Below are 26,752 nucleotides of genomic sequence, written 5' to 3' on the forward strand. Positions count from 1 at the left end.
ATTGTTGGTCTTTGAGGAACGCTCTTTCGGCTTTTTCTTCCATGTCGGCAAGAACTTGCTATAAATTCTGCAGTTCTGCCGGAGTTGGGATTTCTCGCGGCCCGAATGCTAGGTCTAATACATGTCATCAACACTCGCTTTGACACTCTCTTTCGAAGGCATCGGTCTTCTCACACCCGTAGACGGCGGGTGGCATCTGTTGAGAGAAGTTGGATTGGACAGCGAGGATCTGGCGGCGGACCTGGCGGAGCTTCGCGCCACAGCAGAGGTCAAGGGCGGCGCCGATTTCAGAACGTTGCTGGTTTTGCCCAACGACCAGATTAAATTCCTAAACTTGTCACCAGACGCAACGCCCGATGATGTGGTGCAAGTACTGGAACGGGAAACACCTTACACGGCTGATCAACTGGTCTTTGACACCCGCCGAACGGCCGGTCAGACCCAAGTTGCCGCCGTCGCTCGGGACACGCTGGCAGAAGCGGAAGCCTTCGCGTCCGAACACGCCTTTTCGCCGGCGCAGTTCACAGCAATGCCAACACCGGCGCAGTTCGACGGAGCGCCCGACTTTGGCCGCGCCGCTGGTGCAGATGGCGTGGAAATCGCCTTTGACGGTCAGGCAATGGTAGTGGTTGGCAGTGGCCCCTTGCCGGAGCCGTTTCCAGAGAGTGCCGAGCCGGCGCCAGAAGAGGAAACTACACCAACGTCTGATGCGGCGCCAGCCGAGGAAACGGCGGCCAATGAAACCTCGACGGATCAAGCTGACGCGCCGGTTGAAGACGCTCCGGCCCCCGCCGCAGTTTCGTTCTCAAGCCGCCGCCAGCCGGACGGAGGCAAAGCACCAGAACTCGGTGGTGTGTCACGCGCCAAATCCGGGCAGAACGGCGAGACTTCTACCAGTCCCACATTGGACGCACCGCTCCGGTTTGATCCGAGTCGTGTGGTTGCCGGCCTGACGGCCGGCGATGCGACGGACGAGACAACGCCCGCAGAAGAGGAAGACGGCGGCAGCTCTTTTTTCAGCCGCAGGAAAACCGGAAAGAAAACCGAAGCCAAAAAAGAAAAGGCTGCGAAACCGAAGAAAGCAAAGGCCAAAAGAGCGAAGCCAGAAAAGGTCGCCAAGGTTGCTCCGGTCGTTTCCGCCCCCGAAACCGAACCTGAACTGCCTGCAGCCGAGGCCAGCGACACGCTGGTTGCCGAACGGCCTGACGAGGTTGTGCCTCAGCGCAACCAGCTCAAACAGGAGAAAGACCAGGAGAAAGAGCGCCTGACGGTCTTTGGCTCGCGACAAAACGAAGTCCGTGGCAAGCCAAAACACCTTGGCCTGATCCTTACAACCATTCTGCTGGCGTTTTTGGCAGCCGTGGCCGTCTGGGCGACCTACTTCCTTGATGATGGGGTTGCCGGGTTGTTTGGCGGTAGCTCCGAAACTGAAATCGTTGTGGTGGAGCCAAATGCATCGCAACCTTTAGAAGTTGCTCCGCTTGCCGATCCGGACGAAACCACAGCCACCGTCGCGGAACCGAAAAATCCTGTTGTGGTTGCCGAGCCGCAACAACCTCAGGCGCCAGCTCTCCCCGATGACTCGGCCGGCGAAAGCGTCGCAGCAGTGGACCCGTCCGAGCTTTCCGCGGAACCTTTGGCACCAACGACCTCCGACACCATCACCGACAGCGCCGAAGTGGAAGCGTTGATTGATGGCGAAAGCGAAGGGGCAAACGTTCTGAGCGATGCAGAAGCGGAAGCTCGATACGCCGTAACCGGTATTTGGCAGAAAGCGCCCAGTGCACCCTTCGTGGCACCCGCGAGCGCGGTCGAAGACCTTAATTTACCGTCGATTGACACATTAATCGATCCGCTGGACGCGATAGCGCTGCAAAACCCGAATGAGTATTTGTCTGATGCCGCTCCCGATACACAGATAAATCCTCCTCCGCCCGGAGCCACTTTCGAGTTTGATGATCGAGGCCTAGTCATCGCGAGTGCTGAAGGAACACTCAGCCCGGAAGGCATTCGCGTTTTTACAGGTCGTCCTTCTGTCTTCCCCGCCAACTTTCCCAAGCGGATCAATGTTGCAGAAGCCTTGGCCGCGGAACAGGAAAACCGCCTCGCACTTGCAAGACCGAGATTGCGGCCGGATGACCTGATCGAGAAATCCGAGCGCGCAACCCTTGGTGGGCTGACACGCGAAGAACTCGCCCAGAAGCGCCCGAAGTTGCGCCCGGAAAACGTAAAAACTGCGGCAGAGGCAGACACCACGCCGACGTCCGAAGCTGTGACCGCGTCGCTGCGTCCGCGAGTTCGCCCGAGCAACATCGCCCAACTGGCGCAGCGCGCCAACCCCACGGCCACGGAAGAGGTCGCCGCGGCGGTTCCCGCATCTGCGACACTCACGCCAAGCATTCCGACAACAGCATCCGTTGCGCGTCAAGCCACCATTCAGAATGCGATAAACCTCAAAAAAATCAATTTGATAGGCGTTTACGGCACCTCCACAAACAGGCGTGCCTTGGTCCGGCTTTCAAGCGGACGCTACAAGATGGTACGCGTTGGCGAACGTATTGATGGCGGCAAAGTTGCGGCCATCGGCGACAGCGAATTGCGCTACGTTAAATCAGGCAAAAACATCACGCTAAAAATGCCGAAGGGCTGAGTAAGCGCCCCCTTCCCTTCCAACACCCCCTTCGAACAAGCAAAAAGCGCCGCCTGCAATTTGCAGACGACGCTTCCCCTCGCTCCGTTGGACCGGAATCTTGTTATTGCTCGCGGCTTATTCAGCCGCTTGGATTTCACCGTTGTTTATCTGTTCTTGTTCGATGCTCTCAAACAGCGCCTTGAAGTTGCCTTCGCCGAAACCGTCATCGCCTTTGCGCTGAATGAACTCGAAAAAGATCGGGCCGATCACTGTTTTGGAGAAAATCTGCAGCAGGATCTTGGTTTCGCCGCCGTTCAGCACACCCTCTCCGTCGATCAGAATGCCGTGCTTTTTCATACGGTCCAGCGGTTCGTCGTGATCCTTCACCCGTTCCTTGGACTGATCATAATAGGCCTCATTTGGACCCGGCATGAACTTCAGACCCTTGGCAGCAATCGCATCGGTACTGTCATAGATGTTGTCAGAACCCACAGCGATGTGCTGAATGCCTTCACCGTTGTATTTTTTCAGGTAGCTGACGATCTGACCGGTTTCGCCACGATCTTCGTTGATCGGAATTCGGATCTTGCCACAAGGCGAGGTTAGTGCGCGGCTGAACAGTCCGGTGAATTTTCCTTCGATATCGAAAAACCGGATTTCGCGGAAGTTGAACAGGTCTCCGTAGAATTTGAACCACTTGTCCATGTTGCCCTTGAACACGTTGTGAGTCAGGTGATCGAGGTAAAAGAAACCGTCTCCTTCCGGCTTCGACGTGACAATCCAGTCGAACTCTTCGTTGAAGGGTGACGTGTCATAATACTGGTCAGTGAAGTAAATCAGAGAGCCGCCGATCCCCTTGATCGCAGGCCAATCCAGAGTTTTGTCATCCGCGTCGTAAGCTTCCGCCCCTTTCGAAACCGCGTGCTCATAGGCTTTCTGTGCATCCACCACGCGCCAGCCCATCGAGGGTGCGCAAGGGCCATGATCCTCAACAAATCGCGCAGCAAAGCTGCCTGGTTCGGTGTTCAAAATGTAGGTGATGTCGCCCTGCTGCCAAAGCTCCACTGCCTTGGTCTTGTGGTTGGCCACATGCACGTAGCCCATGCGTGCAAACAACTCGCGCAATTCCTGAGGTTCCGGATGGGCAAATTCGACAAACTCGAATCCGTCCGTTCCGGCAGGATTGTAATCGGAAATTTCGGCGCGGGGGGCGTCGTGCGGGAATGGACCCATTGGGCGTCTCCTCATTTTGGTATTTTCGTTCGCTTCGGCAAGAATACGCGCAAGCAGGCGCGGGTTTTCCGCGAACTGACGTGCAATTGTCGTAATTTCCGCGTATGTTTCACACAAATTAACGAATTTATGCAAAAAGCCCGCACATGATTGACGACACCGACTTACGCCTCCTCTCGGCGCTTCAGAAAAACGCTCATTTGACCGCGCAAGAGCTGGGCGACTTGCTCAATCTGTCTGCGAGTCAGGCAGGAAGACGGCGCCAGCGGCTCGAAGCAGAAGGCTATATCGAAAGCTATGTCGCAAAGCTGAATCCCGGCCGTCTTGGTCTTTCCGTCCAGGCCTTTGTGCAGGTGCATCTTGGAACGCACGGTCCCGAGCAATCGCAAGGTTTTGCCACCTTGATCGACACCCGCCCTGAAATCGTAAGCGCGTGGACATTGACTGGAGACGCGGACTATCTACTGCGGGCTTACTGTGAAGATTTGAGCGCTTTGAACCGGCTCATCCACGAGGTGCTTCTGCCGCATCCGGCCGTAAGCCGCGTGCAAAGCCAGATTGTTATGGATCAACTCAAACGCGACGCGCCGCTGCCGACCTGAAACCACTGGGAAAACTATGGAACACGCACTTTACACGGCAAGTATTTTCCTGCTCACGGCGGTGATCGCTGTCCCGATTTCTGCCCGGCTCGGTCTCGGTTCCGTTCTGGGATACCTTGCCGCTGGTATCCTGATCGGTCCGGTTCTGGGTTTGGTGGGCACGCATGAGGCCGACGAGTTGCTGCACTATGCCGAATTCGGCGTGGTAATGATGCTCTTCCTGATTGGACTGGAACTTGATCCGCGCGCGCTCTGGGCTATGCGCGACAAGTTGGTGGGACTGGGTGGATTGCAGATTGGCCTGACAATGGCCGCCGTTTTGGTGATCTGCATTGGCCTTGGGTATTCGCTCAACGTGGCGGTCGCATGCGGCATGATCTTCGCGCTTTCTTCAACCGCCATCGTACTGCAAACCCTCTCGGAAAAAGGATTGATGCAAACCAGCGGCGGTCGCAGCGCATTTTCGGTTCTGCTGACGCAAGACATTGCTGTGATCCCCATGCTGGTGATCCTTCCGCTGTTCGCTGACGCCTCGCTTGCATCTTTCGCTGAAGACGGGTCCATCAAGATCGCGGGCCACGAACACGGGCACGACAGCCTGTCTCTTGTGGATGGCTTACCCGGTTGGGGCGTCGCTCTGGTCACTTTGGGACTTGTCGCGGCCATTGTTTTTGGCGGACGCTATTTGACGCGGCCCGTGTTCCGGTTCATCCATGCAGCACGCCTGCCGGAAATGTACACCGCACTCGCGCTTTTGATCGTAGTCGGTATCGCTTTCCTGATGTCGCTCGTCGGGCTGTCTGCGGCCCTCGGAACCTTTCTGGCCGGAATGCTTCTTGCGAACTCTGAATTCCGCCACGAACTCGAAAGCGACATCGCGCCTTTCAAAGGGCTGTTGCTGGGCCTGTTCTTCATTATCGTTGGAGCGCAGATCGACTTCTCCGTTCTGGTGCGGGACCCCGCGCGTATTCTCTCTATCGTGCTTGGTCTGATCGCGCTCAAAGCCGCAATCCTATTTGTGATCGGTCGCGCCTTTGGCCTGCGCGGCCGGAGCCAGTGGTTATTTACGCTTTCCCTCGCGCAAGCTGGTGAATTCGGCTTTGTCCTGATCACAACCGCGACGGCACAAAACGTAATCCCACACTGGATCGGTGAAGAATTGTTGCTCGTTGTCGCGCTGAGCATGCTGGCAACGCCTCTCCTGTTCATCATTTATGACCAAATTTCAAAGGGTGGCGGAGAACACCATGAAACCAGCCACCAAGCCCCTGACGAGATCGACGAAAGCGGTCCGGTGATCATTGCAGGGATTGGGCGGTTTGGTCAGATCGTGAACCGGCTGGTGCGCTCGGCAGGTTTCAATACCGTGGTGCTGGACCACAACATGAAAACGATCGAGACCATGCGGCGGTTCGGTGTCAAAGGTTTCTTCGGAGACCCGACCCGCCCGGAAATGCTGCATGCGGCCGGACTGGCCAAGGCCCGGGTTCTTGTTGTCGCAATGGACGATCCGGAAGCGGCAATAACCCTCGTGAACTACGCAAGGCGGGAGCGTCCGGACCTTCACATCGTGGCGCGTGTTCGCGACCGCACGCAAGTGTTTCGAATGTACAAGGCAGGTGCCGACGACATTGTCCGCGAGATGTTCGACAGCTCGCTGCGCGCAGGGCGTTACGTTCTAGAGAACATCGGCCTTACCGAATATGAGGCCGCCCAGGCGGAACACACCTTTTTCCACCATGACCGCGACGCGGTGCAGGAATTGGCTCAGCTCTGGAAAGAAGGCGTATCTTCAGCCAACAATCCCGAATACCTGCAACGGGCCAAGGAACTCGAGGAAGAGCTGGAAACCATGTTGATGAACCAGCTTGACCCCAATGACGAAGAAAAGCAGGCCTAATGGCCTGCTTTCAAAAGTCCTAGCCCACAATATTTTGCGGTCAGCCGTCTGACACGCCTGCTTCGGCAAACGTTGCCATGCCAGAGTGACAAGCCACGGCTGATTTCAGGATATTGATCGCGACCGCTGCGCCGGAGCCTTCGCCCAAACGCATCCCCAGGCTCAACATCGGCTCTTTGCCCAGCTGTTTCAGAACCGCACCATGTGCGGCTTCCGCGCTGACGTGTCCGGAAACCACGTGATCAAGGGCGCCAGAGAGTTCGCTCTCCAGTGTGGCGGCAGCGGAGGTGCAAATAAAGCCGTCCATGATTACCGGGATTCTAAGGCTACGCGCGCGGGCTATGGCGCCAGCCATGGCTGCCAGCTCTCGCCCACCAAGTGTCTGCAGCGCCTTGAGCCCTTTGGGGTTACCGTGTTTTTCAACACCCTCGCGGACAACGCGCTCTTTGATGGCAAGCCCCGCATCATCGACACCCGTACCGCGGCCGACCCAGTCTGCCGCTTCTCCACCATAGAGCGCATTGGCAATCGCGGCCGCGCTCGTGGTGTTGCCGATGCCCATTTCGCCGACGACCAAAAGGTCACTATCCGCACTGACCGCATTCCAGCCGGTCGCCAAAGCGCTCACCACGTCATCCTCGTTCATTGCGGCATCTTGCGTGAAATCCGCAGTTGGCCGCTCCAGATCAAGCGCCACGACGTCAAGGGTCGCCCCTGCGGCCTTCGCCAGCTGGTTGATTGCTGCACCGCCATGCTGGAAGTTCAGCACCATCTGCTCGGTCACCTCGGCTGGAAAAGCCGATACGCCCTGAGCGGTTACACCATGATTGCCGGCAAACACAATCACCTGCGGCGCAGATATTTGCGGGCGCGGATTTCCGCGCCAGCCTGCATACCAGATCGCAAGGTCTTCGAGCCGGCCAAGCGCGCCCGGCGGTTTGGTCAATTGGCCGTTTCGCGCTTCTGCTTCACCCTGAGCCTTTTGGTCAGTCCCTGGTGCCCCCGCCAAAACGGCGCGAAACTCTGCCAAAGTTGTGAAATCTGCGGACATAGGCAAGGCTCCTGTTGAATTCTTGGCTTTGGAGTTGTTTACCTGATTGCCAGCCCCCGACAAGACAGGAAAGAGACATGGGCGCGTCCGGTTCCGACACGTTACTTATCCATCCAAACGACCCGGCCACGGCTGTGGCTCTGCTGACGCGACTTCCCGTCAAGGCACGTTTCGAACGAAGTGCGCGGGCGGCCTGGGCGTACCCGCTGGCAGGTGCGTTGCTCGCAGGGCTGGCGGCGCTCCCGACCTACGGGCTGCTGTTGCTGGGCATCCCCCCCATGATTGCCGCCGTAGTTTTTGTCGCCGCAATGGTGATCATGAGCGGCGCGATGCATGAAGATGGTCTGGCGGACACGGCAGACGGACTTTGGGGAGGTTGGGATAAGGCTCGACGTCTCGAAATCATGAAAGACAGCCGTATCGGCGCCTATGGTGTGATAGCACTATGCCTGTCGCTGACCCTGCGTTGGTTGGCGGTTGCGGTCGTGCTGGACACGTCAGGCGCTTTCTGGTTGTTGATCGCCGTGGCAATGCTCTCGCGGGCAGCCATGCCACTGGTGATGACTGCCCTACCCCACGCAAGGACTGACGGGCTGTCGCACGCCCAAGGTCGCGTCCCACGCCGAACAGCGCTAGCAGGTCTTACAATTGCCACGGCAATTGCATTCCTGTTGATAAACTGGCTGTCATTGCCGCTGGCGGCGCTGAGTTTTCTCTGTGCCGCGCTGTGCGCCGCAACGGCCAATATGAAAATCGGCGGTCAAACAGGCGACATTCTGGGCGCGACGCAACAAGTGAGCGAGATCATTCTCCTGATCGCGTTGCTGCCGTTGGTAGGCTGACGCTAAGCGCCTTTGGTTTCAATTTTCACCACCTCGCCGCAATGCTTGCAGTGCACCGCATCAGGGTCGTGCCGCGTCAGTCCACAAGCGTGACAATCGGCCACAACTTTTTGCGGCATAAAGATTGCCTGCGCCAAGCGAACAAAAAGTGCCACGCCGACGACCATTACAAACACAGAGAACAACTTGCCAATCGGCGAAGTCAGAGTGATATCCCCGAAGCCAGTCGTCGTGAGGGTCGCCACAGTAAAATATAGCGCATCAACGTAGGGTGTATTCGTTTGGGTTTCGTCGATGAAGTAAACCAATGTCGTTGTGGTCGTGATCGTCACAAAAACAAACAGGTTGATACATGCAATGACCGCGTCTTCATGCGTACGGAACCAGCGGCTGTCCTGACGCAGATCATATAGAAGATGGTACGAGTGTATCAGCCGAAGCCCCCGCAATACCCGCAGAAACGCCAAACTGTCGGTTAGCAACGGATCGAGGAACAACGTCCCGATCACGACGATGTCCGCCATTGTGTAGAGCCGGGTCAGCAAAAACCTGGGATTGTCGGCCACCCAAAGACGGGCCAGCAGGTCCAGCAGGATGATCACTCCGGTCAGGCGGCTGATAAACACCAGCCACGGCCCGTGATCGAGGTGAACGGTCATGATAAAAAACGCGATTGTCGCAAAGTCGAAGACGATCAAAGCGTAGCGGAATTTGACCGCGCCGCGATCATGACCAGTGTAAAGGTGCTCCACCAGCGATTTGAGCTTATCCATGCCGCTTCTCCCTGCCCCATCTAAACGTATGGCGCTGAGAAAACGCAACAAAAGCCTGATACTCTCGTCCGGGAAATAAAAAAGACCGCTCCGAAGAGCGGCCTTTTCTATACTCAAAACAGCGTGCCTTAAGCGGCGGCGGCACGAGAGACCAGAACGTCGTCAACCTGCTTGGCTGCTGCGACTTCGTCCCCACCGGCCACGGCGGCAACTTCGCGTGTCAGACGCTCAAGGGCGGCTTCATAAAGCTGACGTTCAGAGTAGCTTTGCTCGCGCTGATCATCCGTGCGATGCAGGTCGCGCACAACCTCGGCAATCGCGATCAGATCGCCGGAGTTGATCTTCTGCTCGTACTCTTGCGCACGGCGAGACCACATGGCGCGTTTGACTTTGGCCTTGCCTTTGAGCGTCTTGAGCGCCTGGCTCACGACGTCAGGCGAGCTCAGCCCACGCATGCCAATCTCGGTCGCCTTGTTGGTTGGCACCCGCAGGGTCATCTTGTCCTTTTCAAAGGAGATCACGAAAAGCTCGAGCTGCATTCCTGCAACTTCCTGCTCTTCGATCGAGATGATCTGGCCAACACCATGCGCCGGATAGACCACGTAGTCATTCGGGCTGAATTCGTTCTTCTTGGCTTTGCTCATGCAAATCTTCCTTGGCTGAGCCCCCATGAAACCAGACAAAAACACACGCACGGGAAACGGATGCTTCCCGTTCGCTGTGGCTCTGGCGTAAAAAACCACCCTTGGCATATTATGCGCAGGGATGGCTGCAGGCAGTTATCGGTATATGACAGCAATATAACACAAAAACAGGTCCCTTTAAAGCGCTGTGCGCCAAAAGGCCCCATTTATCCCGTTTTCCCAACGACTTGTCGGCAGTTCAATGCCTTTGGGCCGCCGGGTTGCGGGCGAATCGGTCGCTTAACCGCCTTCGCCCGGCGCTTCGGAGAAGTATTTCTCCATTTTGCCCTGTTCACCATCACGTTCGTCGGCTTCCGGCAAAGGATCCTTCTTGGTGATGATGACCGGCCAGATCTCAGAGTACTTACGGTTGAACTCGACCCACTTTTCCATATCCGGCTCTGTGTCCGGTCTGATTGCATCAGCAGGGCACTCAGGCTCGCAAACGCCACAGTCGATGCATTCATCGGGGTGGATCACCAGAAAGTTCTCGCCTTCATAGAAGCAATCCACCGGACATACTTCCACACAGTCGGTGTATTTGCAGGCAACGCAGTTTTCGGTGACGACGTAGGTCATGGGTCAGCTCATCAAAATTCGGATCACGTGACTGACTAGAACAGCACGCATCAATCTTCAAGCCGCGTCGTGCGCATAAGATCGAGATTACGGCGGTCCCGTTTCGTCGGACGACCTTTTCCGTCAGAGCCCGGCCCACGTGGAACAGGGTCCTCTTTCGGGGTCAAATCCTCATATAATGTTTGCGCTTCGGACGCCGGACCGCGCCGTTCGCCCATTGCCAGAACCTTGATCACGCGAATTTGACGCGCCTGAGGAAAGGTCAGAACATCGCCCTCCGCAACGTTATGACTGGCTTTGGAGATTTTGGTGCCGTTGACGCGCAAATGCCCACCGGTCACAACTTTGGCCGACAGGCTGCGGGTCTTAAAGAACCGAGCCTGCCAAAGCCATTTGTCCACGCGCATTTTGGTCGGCGTGGCGGACGGGGCGGTCACGCCCTCAGTCCTTGTTCTTCAACCCCATAAGCGCTGCGGCAAAGGGGTTGTCTGGGTCGATGGCCTTTTCCTTCTTCGGCGGGCGCGCTTCGAATTTCTGTGCGCCTTTGTCGCGACGCGGTCCGCCTTTGCCTTTGGGTTTGCCACCCTTGCCACGCGGACCGCCGGCAGCGTTGTCTGCGCGTCGATGACCGCCCTGACCGCCGCCACGACGGGCGTTCCGGTTGCCGCCCTGTCGGTTGCCGGCCCACGTGAACGTGTAAAACGCTTCCACGTCGGTTTCGGCCGGTTCCGCTGTGCTTTCAGACACTTCTGCCTCGGCCACAACTTCTTCAGCAGGAGCCTCCTCCGGCGCCGCCTCGGCAGGGGCTGCCTCAGTATCCGACGCATCCGACGCGGAATCCGCTTCGTCCATCTTGGTTTCCGGTTCCGCTTTGACCTTTTGGCGCTCGCCTTTTTCAGCCTTGTAGCCAAGGCCCTGCATCAGGTCAGCGAACTGCTCCAAGGTCATGCCCGTGATCGATAGCATGTCCGCCTTGGCTTCAAAGCCACCCCGGCTGTCCTCGGTGCGCAGCATATCCGCCAGACGCTCCAGCATATCGATGCGGATCGCCCGCTCGCCCGCCGCGCGATAGCCTGCCATTGCGTGATACCCACGCGGAACCCCTGTGCCAGCGGGTACCGTCACCAAACCCGGAGGCGGCGCTTCGGGAAAATCCTGCAAACCCTGAGCCAGAGACCAAAGGACCAGACGCAACCGCGTCGGAGCGGGTTTGAGCAGCAAAGGCATAAAGATCGTGAATTGGCCAAAACGAATGCCATGCTTACGCAGGGCTCCGCGCGCATCCTGATCAAGCTCTTTGACTTCCGTTGCGACTTCGCCGCGCGGGATGATGCCGAGATTTTCGACCATTCTGAAGGCAAAGCCCCGGGCAAGCCCTGACAGTTCTTCATCTTTGCTGAGATTGAGAAGCGGTTCAAACAGGGCCGCGATCTTGCGATCCATAAAGTGCTGCAAACGGCGCTCTACCTTTTGCGCCACATCTGCGCCGGCTTCGTCGTCCACGAAAACTTCAACCCCCGGCTTAAGCGGGTCGGCGCCGGGAACCAGCTTGCCAACGGCATGCTCGCCCCACATCAGGCCGCCTTGTTCGGTAAAATCGATCTCAGTATCAGGTGCGTTATAAAATCTGTCCGCGCGCAGGTGGAACTGCGGCGCAAGAGCCTGCAGGCTCGCAGCTTTCAGCGTTTTGGCTTCCTGCCCGCTTGCTTCCTTATCCGCAATAAAGCGGAACCCTTCGAGGCGACCGACAAATTCTCCTTCGACGGTCACTTCACCATTTTCATTTACTTCGGCCAAAAGGGCCTCCTTCTGTTTGAGCCGGCGCAAAAGAACGGACGTGCGCCGGTCCACAAATCTTTGAGTCAGGCGCTCGTGTAGCGCATCCGACAGGCGATCTTCTACAGCGCGAGTCTCCCCGCGCCAATGGTTTTCGTCACGTACCCAGCCATTCCGCTGCGCGACATAGGTCCATGTGCGGATAAATGCCAATCGCTTGGACAAGGCATCGATATCGCCGTCTGTTCTGTCGATCCGCTTGACCTGCCGCGCCAGCCAGTCGTCTGCAACCGTACCGCTTTCGTGCAAAAAGGCGAAAATTTGCTCGATCAGGCTCGCGTGCTCCGCATGGCTGATCCCGCGAAAATCCGGGATTCGGCAAACATCCCAAAGCAACTTGACGGATTGTCCGTCGCTCGCCCGTGCCACGACTTCGGCTTCGCGGGACACAAGTTTCAATGCCCCCAGATCGTCCGCTTCCCGTGCTTTCACCAGCAACTCGTCGTCCGGGTTTTCTTCCAATGACCGGATCAGCGCGTCGATCGATCCGAATTCCAAGCGGGCGTTTCGCCAATTCAGTTTCTTAACAGGCGTAAACCGATGCTCCATGATCGCATTGGCAACTTCATCGGGCAGGTCACGCGCTTCGCCGGTTACACCAAAGGTTCCGTGGCTCATGCCGCGCCCTGCCCGACCGGCTATCTGGGCGAGTTCGTTTGGAGCCAGCGGGCGCATTCTGCGACCATCAAACTTGGTAGTAGACGCGAAAGCCACGTGGTCGATGTCGAGGTTCAACCCCATTCCAATGGCATCAGTCGCAACGAGATAGTCCACGTCGCCATTTTGATACATGTCGACCTGCGCATTGCGGGTGCGCGGAGACAGCGCTCCCATGACGACGGCTGCACCGCCTTTCTGGCGGCGGATCAATTCCGCAATTGCGTAAACATTGTCGACTGAAAAGCCGACAATTGCTGATCTTGGTTGCATGCGGCTGATCTTGCGCGAACCGGAGTAACTCAGTGTGGACATCCGCTCACGACGCATGAATTGAGAGTCAGGCACCAACGCCGCGATTGTGCTGCGCATGGTGTCGCTTCCCAGAAACAAAGTTTCATGAGTACCGCGCATTCGGAGCAGTCGATCCGTAAACACGTGCCCCCGTTCCGGATCCGCACACAGCTGGATTTCATCAATTGCGACGAAATCCGCTCCAAGACCTTCTGGCATGGCTTCAACCGTGCAGACCCAATATTGGGTGCGCGGCGGAACAATCCGTTCCTCGCCTGTTACAAGCGCAACGACAGACGGACCACGCACGGCAACGATGCGATCATAGACCTCCCGCGCCAACAGGCGAAGAGGCAAGCCGATCACACCAGTGCGATAGCCAAGCATCCGCTCGATCGCGTAATGCGTTTTGCCCGTGTTTGTCGGGCCAAGCACTGCGGTGATTTGCCGGTGTGCGGCCATAGTGAATGCCCGTGCCTTCGGTCGTCAGAGTTCGCGACCCAGAACCTGTTGCTCGAGTCTTTCTATTGCTTCACTTAGGCCCGCCTGATGCGGATGTATAGCCTTGACCTGCAAGTAGGCCTCATATGCGTCTTCAGCGTGCTGCATTTGATCCAGCATTAAGGCCAGACCCATCAGGGCATCAAAGTGCTGCGGGTTGAGAGCCAGCACATGTTCCAGATCGCCAATTGCGCGCCCATATTCATCCATCTCGAAAAAGGTGCGCGCCCGAAGAGCCCATCCGGCAGCAAAATCCGGCGCGTGGTCCGTAAGCGCGGTCAAATGATCTATGGCCTGCGCGTACTCGCCGTTCTCAAGCGCAGTTTCACCGCGCTTAAGGAGAAAATCCGCTGTAGCTGAGCCTGACTTGTTCCATTCACGCCTGATGCGATCGGCAATTGAGCTTGCGGCCCCCTCCTCTGCGTCACGAAGCTGTTGCATCATGCCAGCAAGATCCTGCGGACCGGGCAATTCGATTTGTGCGGTATCGGGGTTTTCTTCCTGAGCCAGCACCGGAAAGGCACCACAGACACAAGACGTGACGGCAAATGCCGCAACGGCACGTTTGAGATGAGAAGTGAAGTTGACCATAACGTAAACGAGTATACCCTGCGTATCGGCGAATCCCAAGATGCGCACAACAAGTTGAAGGATCAAACTGATGAGCGACATTATCAATACCGCAGTGGCAGCCCTGACCGAAAAATTGGGCGGCGACGCATTTGACGGCTCCGCGAAATTCGCAATCGAAGGCGAAGGCGGCATCATCATCGACTCCGATGGCGTGCGCGCGGGCGACGACGAAACCGACGTGACCATGACTGCCGACGTCGAAACCTTCCAAGCGATCCTTGAAGGCGAACTGAACCCGACTGCTGCTTTCATGGGTGGTAAGCTGTCCATTGACGGCGACATGGGTGCCGCGATGAAACTGGGCTCGATCCTGGGCTAATGGCATTGGATTCCGCACCGTTTCACCATGATGTGGCCGAAGGGCCGGAGGCCCGCGCTTACTGGCTCAAAACATCTGATGACGTGCGGATCAGGGTCGCACACTGGCCCAAAAACAATAGCCGGGGGACGGTCTTCATGTTCCCCGGTCGCACTGAATACGTTGAAAAATATGGCCGAGCCGCAGGAGAGTTCGCTGCCCTTGGCTATGAGACACTCGGGATCGACTGGCGCGGACAGGGCCTCGCCGATCGCCTTATCGACAATCCGCGTGCGGGATATGTTGTCGACTTCCCCGACTACCAGAAAGACATTGCAGCCTTTTTGGAGGCTGCAGAAGAACTGAACCTGCCCAAACCTTGGTTCCTGGTGGCGCATTCCATGGGCGGCTGCATTGGCTTGCGGGCTGTGATGGAGAAGTTGCCTGTCAACGGCGTCGTTTTTTCAGGTCCGATGTGGGGAATCATGATGTCCGCCGCGGTCAAGCCGGGTGCGTGGGCGCTAATGCGCCTTGCCTCGACGTTTGGTTTTGCCGAGAACTTTGCTCCGACAACCGGCGCGGAAACTTACGTGGTTCAGCAAGACTTCGACGAAAACACGCTGACAAACGATCGCGACATGTACGAATACATGCGCAAGCAGGTCACCACCTACCCGGGTCTTGCGCTCGGCGGCCCTTCGCTGCACTGGCTGCGCGAGGCGATTGCCGAATGCAAACTGCTGAACTCCAAACCCAGCCCAGACCTGCCGTGCCTGACCTTTATGGGCGACAACGAAGCCATCGTTACCCAGCGCAACGTGTATGAACGCATGGGGCGATGGGGAAATGGCCAGCTGGAAATCATTCTGGGCGGACAGCACGAAGTGCTGATGGAAGGCCCTGATGTCCGTGCCAAAGTTTTTGCCCAGATTGGCGACTTTTTCGACGCCAACCGTTGATTACGCCGCTTGATAAACCGCGCCGACCTCGGCGCGGATGATGCGGGCGAGCAACTCACAGTCCGCCACGGAAAACGTCAGCGGAATTCGCATATCCAGAACACCTTTCAGAATGCGGTCCGTCTTTGGCATGGGCTGGCTGGGCGCATAACGCCAACTATCGTAGCGAGACGTAAACGCGACAGGTTCGGCCCCACCAAACCACTTCAACTCGACACCGCGCTCCCCGCAACGGTGCAATACCTCGGCAATGTTTTCCTCTGTCCAATCGAGCAAAAGAAACTGAATGGAGCTGCCAACGTAGTCCTCACCATCCGGTCGCTCAACGACGTGCAAACCCGGCGTTCCCCGTACTCCGTTCAGAACTGCATCATGTCGTTCGTTCCATGCCACGACTTGTTGCGGCAGTGCCTGCAGTTGCGGCCGCAAGATCGCCGCCCGAAGATTGTCCATCCGACCGGACACATTGGGGGTGTGATACTTCACACGTTCAAACACCTCTGACGAAGGCGCAGCCGCATGACGCTCATAAAGCATGTAAGAGCCTGAAAGGATAATCGCCCGCGCCATGGCCTCTTCGTCGTTGGAGATCAGAAATCCGCCCTCGCCGGAATTTACGTGCTTGTAGGTCTGGGTCGAATAACAGGCCATAACGCCGTGCCGCCCGGAAGGTACCCCCTTCCAACCGCCGCCCATCGTGTGTGCGCAGTCTTCGATGACTTTGACGTCATTGGCGTCACAAATCGCCATCAGCGCATCCATATCGCAGATGTGACCGCGCATATGTGACAACATCAAAACGTCCGCCTGACCAGCCTTTGCTTCAAGATCCTCAAGGTCAATCACGAGGCCCTCTGTCACGCCGACAAACACAGGCACGGCCCCGACTGAAGCGATCGCCCCCGGCACAGGCGCCAATGTGAAGGCGTTTGTCAGCACTTTGTCCCCGGGTTCGACGCCCAAAGCCCGCAGGGCGCAGCCCATCGCATATCCGCCAGAAGCCACAGCCAGACAATAATCCGCCCCTGTCAGAGACGCGAACTCCTGCTCCAGCAGAGCCGCTTCGCCCAACTCGCCCGGCGCGACGTTGTAGCGGTGCAAGCGACCGGACTGCATGACCTCAACTGCTGCTGAGATCGCGCTTTCCGGAATGGGTTCCTGTTGAGTGAAATTTCCCGTGAATATCTCGCGGCTCGTGCGTTTGCTCATCACGCCCTCTGAATTTGACTCGTACCCAAGCATTACGTCAGAGCCACCCGCGCTGCAATCGGCTGATCGTTCCTGCGTCAATTGCGACGCAATAGGTCGGGTTCGGCCCTTTTCCTCGCTCAACGCTTGCTAAGCTTTCTCGCACACAAGCAGGAGGTCAGCCATGAAAGATCCAATTGCCTTTGTGCATGAGATGAGTTGGGACGACTTGTCGGAAGCGGCCCGAAAACAAGTTGAGCTAAACATCCTCGATCTGATTGGCGTCGGTGCCGGCGGTATGACCACCCGCCTCTCCGGTATTGTCCGCACACATGCCCACGTCGAATTCGGAGGGAACATTCCGATGCTGTTTGACGGCCGTACGGCCTCCGCTTCCGGCATGGCCCTCGCGGCGGGTATGACGATTGACGCGCTGGATGGCCATGATGGCTTCAACCCCGCCAAAGGCCATATCGGCGCGCCGCTGTTCCCAGCGGTCCTCGCAGTGGGACACGAAGCCAAAACCTCTGGACGGGCGTTTCTTGAAGCAATTGCAATGGGGTATGAGTTCGGTGCGCGGGTCTCGGTGGCACAACACGCCACTGTACCCGACTATCACACAAGCGGTAGTTGGGGCGCCGTGACAGCGGCGGCGGCCAGCGCGCGTCTGCTAGGGTTGGACAGGGATCTTACCCGTCATGCGGTTGGCATTGCGGAATATCACGGACCAAGAAGCCAGATGATGCGCTGCATTGACCACCCCACAATGCTAAAGGACGGCGCGGGCTGGGGGGCAATGTCGGGCGTTTCGGCTGTAAAGCTTGCCTGTTCAGGCTTCACGGGCGCACCGGCCATCACGGTAGAACAAGCCACCGAGCATTGGGACGACCTCGGGGACCGTTGGTATGTGCTTGAACAATACTACAAGCCTTACCCGGTCTGTCGTTGGGCACAGGCACCAATGGAAGCCGCGATGACCCTACAAGCTACCCACAGCTTTGAAGCAAGCGACATCGAAGCAATAGAAATTGAGACGTTCCACGAAAGCGTTCGGCTGGCGATGCCGCACCCGACCAACACGGAAGAAGCGCAGTATTCCACGTCCTTTCCGGTTGCCGTAGCACTTGTGCGCGGAGACCTTACTCCTCAGGACATATCGGATGAGGCAACCGAAGACGCGGAAATTCAGTCCCTTTCTTCCAAGGTCACAATGCGGGAGCACGACGTTGCCAATGCGGCTTTTCCGGTGCAACGGCTCGCGCGTGTGTGCATCCAAACCCGAGACGGCAAAAAATACCAAAGTGACTGGCAGGAGCCGAAATGGGACCACACTGCACCGCCAACCGAGGCCGAGCTACGCGCCAAATTCCACGCCTTGGCTGATCCCGTATTGGGGCCGGTTGCAGCAAAAGAAATTGAGGACACCTTGGCGAATCTCGCGGTTCTGCCGCTTTCCAGTCTCTCCGATCAGCTATTGCGCCCGATCAAGGCATCGACGACCATCGGCAGCGCAGCGTAGTCATCCAACAGGGCTTCAGGCTCCAGCGCGGCCATGTCATCTCCCGAAGGGCCGAAGGTAACGAGCACCGACGGGACACCAGCGGCCCTTGCCGTATTTCGGTCTGTGTCGCTATCACCGATCAGAATGGTCAGGTCCGGATCGCCGCCAAGGCGACGGGCGGTTTCCCGCAATGGCTCGGGATCGGGCTTGCGCACCGTCAGCGTATCAGCACCAACAAGCGCACCGAACAGGTCGCGTGCTCCCAAAGTCTGCATAAGCTGCTCTGCCAGAGCTTCCGGTTTGTTTGTGCAGATGCCCACGCCATATCCTGCAGACCTGAGCGCCTCGACCGCTTCCAACGCTCCCGGGAAGAAATACGTGAATTCCGCAATGTGTTCGCCATATGCTTCCAACAAAACCGGATAATAGCGATCAACCATGGCTTCCTCGAACCGCCCCAAACGTGTGAGGCCTTCGGTGAGCATCCGGCGCCCGCCGCGCAGCGCTATGCCTGCATCGTATTCTACATCAAGAACGTCCCCGAAGCCCATGTTCCGGAAACAGAAGTTGGCAGCAGCAATCAGATCTCCACTGGTGTCTGCCAAGGTACCGTCCAAATCGAAAATCACTGTGCGCATTTGCTGGCTCGCCTTTTTGGTGCGCAATTTTCCGCGCAACGCTGTTACAGGGCGCAATCAGTTTTGATGGCTATCAGCCTTGCACCCTTTGGGCACTGCGATAAAACGGGCGCAACTTAATTCAAAGAGAAAACGTGATGAGCATCGCACTTGTCATCCTGGCCGCAGGCAAAGGCACACGGATGAACTCAGATTTGCCAAAGGTTCTCCACCAAATCGCAAACGCGCCCATGCTGGTGCATACGATGCAGGCGGGCGCTGCTCTGTCTCCGGAGAAAACAGTTGTTGTCGCCGGCCACGGTTATGACGCGGTGAAAGCAGCTGCACTCGACTATGATCCCGAGGCGACCGTTGTCCTGCAAGAAGAACAGAACGGGACTGGCCACGCCACACGTGTTGCTCGAGACGCCTTGGCAGATTTTGACGGTGACGTGATTGTGCTGTTCGGTGACACGCCATTTGTAACTCCCGAAACACTGGAAAGCATGGCTGTAGCACGCGAAGAAAATGCAGTTGTGGTTCTCGGTTTTGAAGCCGCGGACCCCGGCAAATATGGCCGCCTTGTCATGAAGGGCGACAGCCTTGAGCGCATAGTAGAATACGCAGACGCGACAGATGAAGAGCGGGACATAACATTCTGTAATTCCGGTGTAATGCTCGCCAAGCGGGATGATCTATTCGACCTGATCGACGCTCTGAACTCGGACAATGCCCAAGGTGAGATTTATCTGACCGATATTGTCGGCGTGGCCCGCGAACGCGGCATGTCAGTGACCGCCGTTTCCTGCGACGAGGCTGAAACTCTTGGCATCAATTCCCGCGCTCACTTGGCCCAAGCAGAAGCCGTTTTTCAGGACCGCGCCCGCGCCGAACTGATGGATTTGGGCGTGACGCTACAGCAACCCGAAACCGTGATGCTTTCCTTTGATACAGTCATCGGTCGAGACACAACGGTTGAGCCGAATGTCTACTTCGGTCCTGGGGTCACAATTGAGTCCGGAACACGTATCCGCGCGTTTTCTCACTTGGAGGGATGTCATATCAGTCGTGGGGCCATCATCGGGCCTTACGCGCGTTTGCGCCCCGGCGCGGAACTCGCGGAAAACACCCACGTCGGTAACTTTGTTGAAATTAAAAACGCCGAAATTGGTGAAGGCACCAAGGTCAATCACCTGAGCTATGTTGGCGATGCGACCGTTGGCAAAGGCACCAATATCGGCGCCGGGACGATCACCTGTAACTACGATGGCGTGATGAAGCACCGCACCGAGATCGGCGACAATGCCTTTGTCGGGTCCAATACGATGTTGGTTGCCCCGGTCAAAGTCGGCAATCAAGCCATGACCGGTTCGGGTTCGGTCATCACCAAGAACGTGCCGGATGAAGCCCTGGCTTTGGCACGGGCTGATCAGGTAACCAAACCGGGACTATCTGTAAAATTGTTCGAGATTTTAAAGAAAAAGAAGCAGAAACGCGACCAGGAGAGCCAATAATGTGCGGTATTGTAGGTGTTCTTGGAAATCACGAGGCGGCTCCAATACTTGTGGAAGCGCTGAAACGGCTCGAATATCGTGGCTATGACAGCGCCGGCATCGCGACCGTCAACAGCGGCACACTCGACCGCCGCCGCGCTGTAGGCAAACTGGTAAACCTGTCCGACCTTCTGGTGCATGAACCTCTTGCCGGCAAATCCGGTATCGGCCACACACGCTGGGCGACCCATGGCGCTCCCAACGTCGTCAACGCCCACCCCCATCGCGCCGGCCCCGTAGCCGTTGTCCATAACGGAATCATCGAAAACTTCCGGGAACTTCGTGAGGAGCTGGCCAAGGCTGGCATCAGTTTTGTGACAGAGACCGACACGGAAACCGTGGCGCTCATGACACAACACTACATGAACGAAGGCCTGTCCGCGGCCGATGCGGCGCTGAAGACGCTTTCCCGTCTCGATGGCGCCTTCGCGCTGGCGTTTCTTTTCGAAGGTGAAGACGATCTCATCGTTGCGGCGCGAAAAGGCTCGCCTTTGGCCATCGGTCACGGTGACGGAGAGATGTTTGTTGGTTCGGACGCCATCGCGCTCTCTCCTTTGACAGACCGCATCACCTACCTTGAGGAAGGTGACAGCGCGGTTCTGACCCGCACCAGCTTCGAAATTCGCGACGCCAACGGAAATCTGGCCAATCGTGCTGTGAAAAAGATCGAGATCGACCAGACGCGCGTCGACAAAGGTGGTCACAAACACTTCATGGCAAAGGAAATTGCCGAACAACCGACCGTTCTTGGCGAAGCCATCCGGCACTATCTGACGACAGATGGGACTGACGTTTCGCTGCCCGGCGAAGAACTGGATTTCACCAAGATCAACCGCCTGACTATGGTTGCCTGCGGCACGGCATACTACGCGTGTCTTACGGCAAAGTACTGGTTTGAACAGCTCGCTCAAATGCCCGTTGAAGTCGACGTTGCATCGGAGTTTCGCTACCGTGAACCTCCCGTCACCGACGGTACCGTTGCGCTTTTTGTCAGCCAGTCCGGAGAGACCGCAGATACGCTCGCTGCCCTGCGCTATTGCGACGGCAAGGCAGACAAAATTCTGTCAGTGGTAAACGTGGCAGAAAGCTCGATTGCCCGCGAAAGCGACATCGCCTTCCCAATTCTGGCCGGTACCGAAATCGGCGTCGCGTCGACCAAGGCTTTCACCTGCCAGCTCACAGTGCTTTTGATGCTCGCCCTCAAGGCCGCCAAACAACGCGGCACGCTGGAGGACGAGCGCTTTGCAGACCTTCTCAAAAGTCTGAATGCACTTCCCGGATTGGTGAACGTTGCGCTGGATGCAGAGCCACAAATGGCAGCCGCCGCCCGCAAACTCGCCGAAGCCCGCGACATTCTCTTCCTCGGGCGCGGCGTGATGTTTCCCCTGGCACTTGAAGGCGCCCTGAAACTGAAGGAAATCAGCTATATACACGCTGAAGCTTATGCGTCTGGAGAGCTGAAACACGGCCCCATCGCCCTGATCGACAAGCATGTTCCGGTGGTGGTTCTTGCACCAAAGGACGCGCTTTTTGACAAGACCGTTTCCAACATGCAGGAGGTCATGGCACGCGCCGGCAAGGTTCTTCTGGTGTCAGATCACGCAGGTCTTGACGAAGGCGCTGAAGGCACTTGGCAAACCATTCAGATGCCAGCCGTAGATCCGGTTCTCACCCCGATCCTATATGCCGTGCCTGCTCAGTTGCTGGCATATCATACAGCGATCGCCAAAGGCACAGATGTTGATCAACCACGCAACCTTGCCAAGTCGGTCACCGTAGAATGAGACTTGAGGAAGCACTCGACGCCCTGCGAAAGCTTGAAGAGCCCGGTCGCGCTGAAGGCATGGCCGCATATCACAAGCAGTCTCGCGAAGTCATCGGTATCCCAAATCCGGCGATCAATGACCTGACAAAGGATTGGCGGCGGTCATTGACCGTCGACGAACGCGTTGACCTTGCCCGCGCACTTTGGGCCACCGACATTTTTGAGGCACGGTTGGCAGCGTCAAAACTGCTTACTCAAGCCCGCATCCGGCCCGATGAAGCAGCGTGGGAACTCATCCAAAGTTGGCTCCCTGATTTTGACAGCTGGGCGATTGCCGACCACGGATGTATGGCCGGTCAAAAACGACTCGTGGCCACGCCTGCGCGCGTGGACGACGTCGAGGCGTGGACAACATCCGAACATATGTGGACAAGGCGCGCGGCTCTGGTGATTACTCTGCCTTGGACGAAGCAGAATTTTCCCAAACCACTGGATCTGGAAATCCGGGATCGTGTTTTGGGCTGGGCCGCAAATTACGTACCAGACCATGAGTGGTTTATTCAGAAAGCGATAGGATGGTGGCTACGCGACCTGTCCAAGCATGATGCCCCCAGAGTCATCTCTTTTCTGGACAAACACGCAGATGGTATGAAACCGTTTGCTGTAAAAGAAGCTCGCAAATATCTGAAGTAGCAAATTAATCCGCTGTGACTTCGACCTCGGTCAAGCCTGTCAGAGGCAGGCTGAGCAACTGCATCGCCTGCAATGACATCCGGCTTCCCGAACCGCTTTCGCCCTCGATCGGGATAAGCGTCACCGCCGCCCACCGACCGTTGTACCAGACCTTGCCGGGGCGGGTATTGGCCACGAGCGGCGTCTTTAGCCAAGAGCCTGCCTGCGTTGCGTCCCCAAGGGAAACCACAGTCGTTCCAAGCGAGCCTGGCTGCGCCTCGGGGCGGTCAACGGCCGCCGCTGACTCAAGAGTTTCCTCACTGACTTCCTCAGGCGCCTCGACAACCGGACCCGGCGTAACACCGGTCTCCTGCTTCGGTTTAAGCATATCAAGCTGGGGCAGATCACACCCAGCAAGCGCCAAGATCGGGAGGAGGAAAAAAGCATTTCTCATGATCTGGATCATGCACAAGACTGTGAAAGACTACAACCTTCGCAGTACTTGCTCTGCCTCCCTTTCAGGACTAGCCTCATCCCCATGACAGCCCCATTGATCGACCCGTTTCAGCGCGCCATTTCATACCTGCGTGTTTCCGTAACTGACCGCTGCGATTTCCGCTGCGTCTATTGCATGGCTGAAAACATGACGTTTCTGCCAAAGAAAGAACTCCTGACGCTGGAAGAACTGGACCGTATGTGCTCGGCCTTCGTGCGCATGGGTGTGCAAAAGCTTCGCATTACCGGTGGAGAGCCGCTGGTTCGGCGGGATATCATGACTTTCTTCCGCTCTATGAAGCGTCATCTGGACAGCGGCGAACTTCGCGAATTGACCCTCACAACAAATGGCAGCCAGCTTGAGCGTTTCGCAGGGGAACTGGCTGATTGCGGCGTCCGTCGGATCAACGTGTCGATGGACACCATGAACGAACAGAAATTTGCGGACATCACTCGGTGGGGGCGCCTGCCACAAGTCATGCGTGGTCTGGATGCAGCCCGCGAGGCCGGATTGCGCATCAAAATCAACGCGGTCGCGCTCAAAGGTTTCAACGAAGACGAGTTGATTCCGATGGCAGAATGGTGCGCGGAACGCGATATGGACATGACGTGGATCGAGGTCATGCCGATGGGCGATCTCGGCAACGAAGATCGTCTGGACCAATATTGGTCGCTGAAGGATCTGAGAGCGCGTCTGGCTGAACGATATGCATTGACTGACTTGTCAGAAAGCACCGGTGGCCCCGCGCGTTATGTGCGGCTTGAGGAAACCGGCCAGAAAATCGGTTTCATTACGCCGCTGACCCACAATTTCTGTGAAAGCTGTAACCGCGTGCGCATCACCTGTACCGGTCAGATTTACACCTGTCTGGGTCAGGAGGGCATGTCGGACCTGCGTGGGCCGCTGCGCAGCAGCGAGAGCGACATGCCGCTGGAGAACGCCATTCGTGGTGCCATCGCGCTCAAGCCAAAGGGTCATGATTTCGACTACTCACGGCAGGAAATCTCGGGCCAGATGAGCCGCCACATGAGCCACACCGGTGGTTAAAGCCGCCTCTTAGCCAAATGCAAAACCCCGCACCTTCCGGAGCGGGGTTTTCTTTTTCTCTTTTTTGTAAAGGCCTTAGGCTGCTGGCATCCGCTTCTCGACAACTTCAGCCCACCAGCTGCAGCCCGCGGGAATCGCTTCGTCGTTAAAGTTGTACTCGGGGTGGTGCACCATTGCGCCGTCCTCGCCATTGCCAACAAGAATGTAAGCGCCCGGACGCTCTTCGAGCATGAAGGCAAAATCCTCACCGCCCATTACCAGTGGAGCCTCGTCACACTGACCGGAAATCGACTTGGCCACCTCGGCCGCGAATTCGGTCTGTGCATCCGTGTTGACCATCACCGGATAACCGCGGTGGTATTTCACATCAACCGTGCCGCCAAAGGTCGTGGCAATGCCGTCGCAAATGCTGTTGATACGGTCTTCGGCAAGATCGCGCATCTCTTTGGACATGGTGCGCACCGTGCCTTTGATGTGCACGCGCTGAGGGATCACGTTGAACGCTTTGGAACTCGTTTCAAAGCTGGTCACAGAAACGACCACCTGATCGATAGGGTCTGCGTTCCGGCTTGCGATCGTCTGCAGAGCAAGAACGGCCTGCGCCGCCATGACGGTGGTGTCCACTGTGTCATGCGGTTTTGCCGCGTGACCGCCTCGGCCTTCGAAATGGATGTCGAACTGGTCGGTTGCGGCAAAGAACGCGCCGGACCGGATCGCAAAGCTGCCGACGGGACGCCCGGGCCAGTTGTGCATGCCATAGACTTCCTGAATGCCCCAGCGTTCCATCATGCCGTCGTCGCACATTTCCTTGCCGCCACCGCCGCCTTCTTCGGCTGGCTGGAAGATCACCACGACAGTTCCGTCAAAATTACGGGTCTCGCTCAGATACTTCGCCGCGCCCAACAGCATTGCCGTGTGGCCATCGTGGCCACAGGCGTGCATCGCACCGTCGGTCTTGGAAGCATATTCCAACCCCGTCTGCTCATGGATCGGCAACGCGTCCATATCTGCGCGCAGGCCGATAACCTTGCCCGAACCGGTCGATTTTCCCTTGATCACGCCCACAACGCCCGTGCGACCGATGCCTGTCACGATCTCGTCACAGCCGAATTCTTTCAGCTTCTCGGCAACCAATGCAGAGGTTCTGTGAGTTTCAAACAGGATTTCAGGGTTTTCGTGAATGTCCCGTCGCCAGGTGGTGATTTCATCCTGCAACTCGGCAAATCGGTTCTTCGTCGGCATGGGGGTTTCCTCTTTTGGTATGGTTCAGGCCGCAGGCATGCGGCGTTCGATCACTTCTGACAGGAAGCTGCTCCCATAGGGAATAGCGTCATCGTTAAAATTGTATTCAGGGTGGTGCAGCGCGGCACTGTCGCCGTTCCCGACCATGATGAAGGCTCCCGGGCGGGCTTGCAACATATAGGAAAAGTCTTCTCCACCCATGACCAACGGCGCTTCATTGCAGCTTCCGGCAACGGCTGTGGCAACTTCTTCCGCAAAAATCGCCTGATCCTCGGCATTGATCGTGGCCGGAGTGATGCGATTGTAGTCTACGGTGGCTGTGCCGCCGAACGTCGCGGCTATGCCACTCGCAACGTCTTTCATTCGCGCTTCGACCATATCCTGGGTTTCGGGTGTGAAAGTACGAACAGTTCCCTTCAGCGTGGCCGTATGGGGAATAACATTAAAAACGTCCGACCCCGTCTGGAAGCTGGTTACGGAAACGACCGCCCGATCCACAGGGTCAACGTTGCGGCTTACAATGGATTGCAGCGCCGAGTGAATGTTGGTTCCGATCACCGTTGGGTCAACGGTTTGTTGAGGCATCGCCGCATGGCCGCCCCTGCCCTCGATTTCGATGGTGAAAAAATCCACCGCCGCCAGCAAGGGTCCACGACGAATGGAAAATTCGCCGACCGGCAGGCCGGGATTATTGTGCATCCCATAGACTTCCTTGATGTCCCAGCGGTCCATCATTCCGTCTTCGACCATCGCCAGGGCGCCATTTCCACCTTCTTCTGCCGGCTGAAAAATAAGCGCCACGGACCCATCAAAATTTCGGGTCTCGCTCAGATACTTGGCAGCCCCTAGAAGCATTGCGGTGTGTCCATCGTGACCACAGGCGTGCATAGCCCCGTCCGTTTGGCTCGCATATTCAAGACCGGTCTGTTCCTGCATCGGCAGGGCGTCCATATCTGCCCGCAAACCGATGACATTCCCTTTGGTGTCAGTCTTCCCTTTGATGATACCCACGACACCTGTGCGTCCGATGCCTGTGACGACCTCATCACACCCAAACTCTCTAAGCTTTTCCGCCACCAGAGCGCTGGTTCGATGCGTTTCATACAGAACCTCCGGATGGGCGTGAATGTCGCGCCGCCATTCGGTGATTTCTCCATGCAATTCCGCAAAACGGTTTTTGACCGGCATTTTGTGCTCC

At 57.1% G+C, this 26,752-nt stretch carries 24 protein-coding genes; 11 read left to right on the top strand and 13 right to left on the bottom strand.

The annotated features are described in order from the left end of the window. Positions 1–121: 121 nt before the first annotated feature. The gene (locus tag BXY66_RS10370; RefSeq protein ID WP_132860032.1) at positions 122–2,650 is read left to right on the top strand and encodes a hypothetical protein; all 2,529 of its coding nucleotides are present in this window, start codon (positions 122–124) and stop codon (positions 2,648–2,650) included. Between the two features lie 117 nt (positions 2,651–2,767). On the opposite strand, the gene hppD is transcribed toward BXY66_RS10370, so the two are convergent. After that, a complete protein-coding gene (hppD, locus tag BXY66_RS10375) occupies positions 2,768–3,865 on the bottom strand; it encodes a 4-hydroxyphenylpyruvate dioxygenase (protein WP_132860033.1) in 1,098 nt (365 codons plus the stop codon). A 146-nt stretch (positions 3,866–4,011) separates the two neighbouring features. Here hppD and BXY66_RS10380 point away from each other — a divergent pair, with 146 nt between their 5' ends. Next, positions 4,012–4,467 (top strand): Lrp/AsnC family transcriptional regulator, encoded by a 456-nt coding sequence (locus BXY66_RS10380; RefSeq protein WP_132860034.1) that lies wholly within the window; start codon positions 4,012–4,014, stop codon positions 4,465–4,467. A gap of 16 nt (positions 4,468–4,483) precedes the next feature. Beyond that, positions 4,484–6,367 (top strand): cation:proton antiporter domain-containing protein, encoded by a 1,884-nt coding sequence (locus BXY66_RS10385; RefSeq protein WP_132860035.1) that lies wholly within the window; start codon positions 4,484–4,486, stop codon positions 6,365–6,367. Positions 6,368–6,407: 40 nt separating this feature from the next. On the opposite strand, the gene cobT is transcribed toward BXY66_RS10385, so the two are convergent. Next, entirely contained in the window at positions 6,408–7,418 is a 1,011-nt protein-coding gene (gene cobT / locus BXY66_RS10390) for a nicotinate-nucleotide--dimethylbenzimidazole phosphoribosyltransferase (protein WP_132860036.1), read from the bottom strand. A gap of 77 nt (positions 7,419–7,495) precedes the next feature. Here cobT and cobS point away from each other — a divergent pair, with 77 nt between their 5' ends. After that, positions 7,496–8,260, top strand: a complete 765-nt coding sequence (gene cobS / locus BXY66_RS10395) for an adenosylcobinamide-GDP ribazoletransferase (protein WP_132860037.1) — start codon at positions 7,496–7,498, stop codon at positions 8,258–8,260. Between the two features lie 2 nt (positions 8,261–8,262). On the opposite strand, the gene BXY66_RS10400 is transcribed toward cobS, so the two are convergent. The 6 genes from BXY66_RS10400 to BXY66_RS10425 form a co-directional block, all read right to left on the bottom strand. Continuing rightward, positions 8,263–9,033: a potassium channel family protein gene (locus BXY66_RS10400; protein ID WP_132860038.1), complete on the bottom strand. Its 771-nt coding sequence runs from the start codon at positions 9,031–9,033 to the stop codon at positions 8,263–8,265. Positions 9,034–9,161: 128 nt separating this feature from the next. Continuing rightward, positions 9,162–9,677 (bottom strand): CarD family transcriptional regulator, encoded by a 516-nt coding sequence (locus BXY66_RS10405; protein ID WP_132860039.1) that lies wholly within the window; start codon positions 9,675–9,677, stop codon positions 9,162–9,164. A gap of 279 nt (positions 9,678–9,956) precedes the next feature. Then, positions 9,957–10,295: a ferredoxin FdxA gene (gene fdxA / locus BXY66_RS10410; protein WP_132860040.1), complete on the bottom strand. Its 339-nt coding sequence runs from the start codon at positions 10,293–10,295 to the stop codon at positions 9,957–9,959. 50 nt (positions 10,296–10,345) lie between these two features. Next, entirely contained in the window at positions 10,346–10,702 is a 357-nt protein-coding gene (locus BXY66_RS10415; RefSeq protein ID WP_132860420.1) for an RNA-binding S4 domain-containing protein, read from the bottom strand. A gap of 34 nt (positions 10,703–10,736) precedes the next feature. Beyond that, entirely contained in the window at positions 10,737–13,544 is a 2,808-nt protein-coding gene (locus BXY66_RS10420; protein ID WP_132860041.1) for a helicase-related protein, read from the bottom strand. Between the two features lie 24 nt (positions 13,545–13,568). Continuing rightward, a complete protein-coding gene (locus tag BXY66_RS10425; protein WP_243694343.1) occupies positions 13,569–14,255 on the bottom strand; it encodes a tetratricopeptide repeat protein in 687 nt (228 codons plus the stop codon). Here BXY66_RS10425 and BXY66_RS10430 point away from each other — a divergent pair. Together BXY66_RS10430 and BXY66_RS10435 are read left to right on the top strand one after the other, a co-directional pair. After that, positions 14,245–14,535, top strand: a complete 291-nt coding sequence (locus BXY66_RS10430; protein WP_132860042.1) for an SCP2 sterol-binding domain-containing protein — start codon at positions 14,245–14,247, stop codon at positions 14,533–14,535. The two genes, BXY66_RS10425 and BXY66_RS10430, sit on opposite strands and share 11 nt — an antisense overlap. Continuing rightward, on the top strand, positions 14,535–15,473 hold the full coding sequence (locus BXY66_RS10435) for an alpha/beta fold hydrolase (protein WP_132860043.1): 939 nt from the start codon (positions 14,535–14,537) through the stop codon (positions 15,471–15,473). Before BXY66_RS10430 ends, BXY66_RS10435 begins: the two co-directional genes overlap by 1 nt. On the opposite strand, the gene BXY66_RS10440 is transcribed toward BXY66_RS10435, so the two are convergent. Beyond that, positions 15,474–16,682, bottom strand: a complete 1,209-nt coding sequence (locus BXY66_RS10440; RefSeq protein WP_132860044.1) for a DegT/DnrJ/EryC1/StrS family aminotransferase — start codon at positions 16,680–16,682, stop codon at positions 15,474–15,476. Positions 16,683–16,845: 163 nt separating this feature from the next. On the opposite strand from BXY66_RS10440, the gene BXY66_RS10445 reads away from it, so the two are divergent. After that, complete coding sequence (locus BXY66_RS10445; RefSeq protein ID WP_132860045.1) at positions 16,846–18,180, top strand: MmgE/PrpD family protein; 1,335 nt, start codon at positions 16,846–16,848, stop codon at positions 18,178–18,180. On the opposite strand, the gene BXY66_RS10450 is transcribed toward BXY66_RS10445, so the two are convergent. After that, on the bottom strand, positions 18,129–18,800 hold the full coding sequence (locus BXY66_RS10450; protein ID WP_132860046.1) for an HAD-IA family hydrolase: 672 nt from the start codon (positions 18,798–18,800) through the stop codon (positions 18,129–18,131). The two genes, BXY66_RS10445 and BXY66_RS10450, sit on opposite strands and share 52 nt — an antisense overlap. Positions 18,801–18,937: 137 nt before the next feature. Here BXY66_RS10450 and glmU point away from each other — a divergent pair, with 137 nt between their 5' ends. From glmU to BXY66_RS10465, 3 genes are read left to right on the top strand one after another with little or no spacing between them, the layout of a single operon-like run. Next, a complete protein-coding gene (gene glmU / locus BXY66_RS10455) occupies positions 18,938–20,293 on the top strand; it encodes a bifunctional UDP-N-acetylglucosamine diphosphorylase/glucosamine-1-phosphate N-acetyltransferase GlmU (RefSeq protein WP_132860047.1) in 1,356 nt (451 codons plus the stop codon). Beyond that, positions 20,293–22,116 (top strand): glutamine--fructose-6-phosphate transaminase (isomerizing), encoded by a 1,824-nt coding sequence (glmS, locus tag BXY66_RS10460; protein WP_132860048.1) that lies wholly within the window; start codon positions 20,293–20,295, stop codon positions 22,114–22,116. The genes glmU and glmS overlap by 1 nt, the downstream gene beginning before the upstream one ends. Beyond that, entirely contained in the window at positions 22,113–22,790 is a 678-nt protein-coding gene (locus BXY66_RS10465; RefSeq protein ID WP_132860049.1) for a DNA alkylation repair protein, read from the top strand. Before glmS ends, BXY66_RS10465 begins: the two co-directional genes overlap by 4 nt. Positions 22,791–22,794: 4 nt before the next feature. On the opposite strand, the gene BXY66_RS10470 is transcribed toward BXY66_RS10465, so the two are convergent. Then, on the bottom strand, positions 22,795–23,157 hold the full coding sequence (locus BXY66_RS10470) for a hypothetical protein (protein ID WP_165929147.1): 363 nt from the start codon (positions 23,155–23,157) through the stop codon (positions 22,795–22,797). A gap of 150 nt (positions 23,158–23,307) precedes the next feature. Between BXY66_RS10470 and moaA the strand changes: the two genes are divergently transcribed. Continuing rightward, complete coding sequence (gene moaA, locus BXY66_RS10475) at positions 23,308–24,312, top strand: GTP 3',8-cyclase MoaA (protein WP_132860051.1); 1,005 nt, start codon at positions 23,308–23,310, stop codon at positions 24,310–24,312. 75 nt (positions 24,313–24,387) lie between these two features. Here the strand turns inward: moaA and BXY66_RS10480 are convergent, their stop codons facing one another. Beyond that, positions 24,388–25,554 carry a M20 aminoacylase family protein gene (locus BXY66_RS10480; protein ID WP_132860052.1) on the bottom strand — a complete coding sequence of 389 codons (1,167 nt, stop codon included), beginning with the start codon at positions 25,552–25,554 and terminating at the stop codon, positions 24,388–24,390. Between the two features lie 24 nt (positions 25,555–25,578). After that, positions 25,579–26,742 carry a M20 aminoacylase family protein gene (locus BXY66_RS10485; RefSeq protein ID WP_132860053.1) on the bottom strand — a complete coding sequence of 388 codons (1,164 nt, stop codon included), beginning with the start codon at positions 26,740–26,742 and terminating at the stop codon, positions 25,579–25,581. Positions 26,743–26,752: the final 10 nt, after the last annotated feature.

Source organism: Shimia isoporae (assembly GCF_004346865.1).
Classification (GTDB): domain Bacteria; phylum Pseudomonadota; class Alphaproteobacteria; order Rhodobacterales; family Rhodobacteraceae; genus Shimia; species Shimia isoporae.

Excerpts from the sequence above, each read along its gene's own strand:
- fdxA (WP_132860040.1), bottom strand. The coding sequence starts at position 10,295 with ATGACCTACGTCGTCACCGAAAACTGCGTTGCCTGCAAATACACCGAC.
- BXY66_RS10465 (WP_132860049.1), top strand. The coding sequence starts at position 22,113 with ATGAGACTTGAGGAAGCACTCGACGCCCTGCGAAAGCTTGAAGAGCCC.
- hppD (WP_132860033.1), bottom strand. The coding sequence starts at position 3,865 with ATGGGTCCATTCCCGCACGACGCCCCCCGCGCCGAAATTTCCGATTAC.
- cobS (WP_132860037.1), top strand. The coding sequence starts at position 7,496 with ATGGGCGCGTCCGGTTCCGACACGTTACTTATCCATCCAAACGACCCG.
- BXY66_RS10485 (WP_132860053.1), bottom strand. The coding sequence starts at position 26,742 with ATGCCGGTCAAAAACCGTTTTGCGGAATTGCATGGAGAAATCACCGAA.
- BXY66_RS10470 (WP_165929147.1), bottom strand. The coding sequence starts at position 23,157 with ATGCTTAAACCGAAGCAGGAGACCGGTGTTACGCCGGGTCCGGTTGTC.
- moaA (WP_132860051.1), top strand. The coding sequence starts at position 23,308 with ATGACAGCCCCATTGATCGACCCGTTTCAGCGCGCCATTTCATACCTG.
- BXY66_RS10370 (WP_132860032.1), top strand. The coding sequence starts at position 122 with ATGTCATCAACACTCGCTTTGACACTCTCTTTCGAAGGCATCGGTCTT.
- BXY66_RS10385 (WP_132860035.1), top strand. The coding sequence starts at position 4,484 with ATGGAACACGCACTTTACACGGCAAGTATTTTCCTGCTCACGGCGGTG.
- BXY66_RS10415 (WP_132860420.1), bottom strand. The coding sequence starts at position 10,702 with ATGCGCGTGGACAAATGGCTTTGGCAGGCTCGGTTCTTTAAGACCCGC.
- BXY66_RS10450 (WP_132860046.1), bottom strand. The coding sequence starts at position 18,800 with ATGCGCACAGTGATTTTCGATTTGGACGGTACCTTGGCAGACACCAGT.
- cobT (WP_132860036.1), bottom strand. The coding sequence starts at position 7,418 with ATGTCCGCAGATTTCACAACTTTGGCAGAGTTTCGCGCCGTTTTGGCG.
- BXY66_RS10425 (WP_243694343.1), bottom strand. The coding sequence starts at position 14,255 with ATGTCGCTCATCAGTTTGATCCTTCAACTTGTTGTGCGCATCTTGGGA.
- BXY66_RS10430 (WP_132860042.1), top strand. The coding sequence starts at position 14,245 with ATGAGCGACATTATCAATACCGCAGTGGCAGCCCTGACCGAAAAATTG.
- BXY66_RS10380 (WP_132860034.1), top strand. The coding sequence starts at position 4,012 with ATGATTGACGACACCGACTTACGCCTCCTCTCGGCGCTTCAGAAAAAC.
- glmS (WP_132860048.1), top strand. The coding sequence starts at position 20,293 with ATGTGCGGTATTGTAGGTGTTCTTGGAAATCACGAGGCGGCTCCAATA.
- BXY66_RS10445 (WP_132860045.1), top strand. The coding sequence starts at position 16,846 with ATGAAAGATCCAATTGCCTTTGTGCATGAGATGAGTTGGGACGACTTG.
- BXY66_RS10480 (WP_132860052.1), bottom strand. The coding sequence starts at position 25,554 with ATGCCGACGAAGAACCGATTTGCCGAGTTGCAGGATGAAATCACCACC.
- BXY66_RS10435 (WP_132860043.1), top strand. The coding sequence starts at position 14,535 with ATGGCATTGGATTCCGCACCGTTTCACCATGATGTGGCCGAAGGGCCG.
- glmU (WP_132860047.1), top strand. The coding sequence starts at position 18,938 with ATGAGCATCGCACTTGTCATCCTGGCCGCAGGCAAAGGCACACGGATG.
- BXY66_RS10405 (WP_132860039.1), bottom strand. The coding sequence starts at position 9,677 with ATGAGCAAAGCCAAGAAGAACGAATTCAGCCCGAATGACTACGTGGTC.
- BXY66_RS10420 (WP_132860041.1), bottom strand. The coding sequence starts at position 13,544 with ATGGCCGCACACCGGCAAATCACCGCAGTGCTTGGCCCGACAAACACG.
- BXY66_RS10440 (WP_132860044.1), bottom strand. The coding sequence starts at position 16,682 with ATGAGCAAACGCACGAGCCGCGAGATATTCACGGGAAATTTCACTCAA.
- BXY66_RS10400 (WP_132860038.1), bottom strand. The coding sequence starts at position 9,033 with ATGGATAAGCTCAAATCGCTGGTGGAGCACCTTTACACTGGTCATGAT.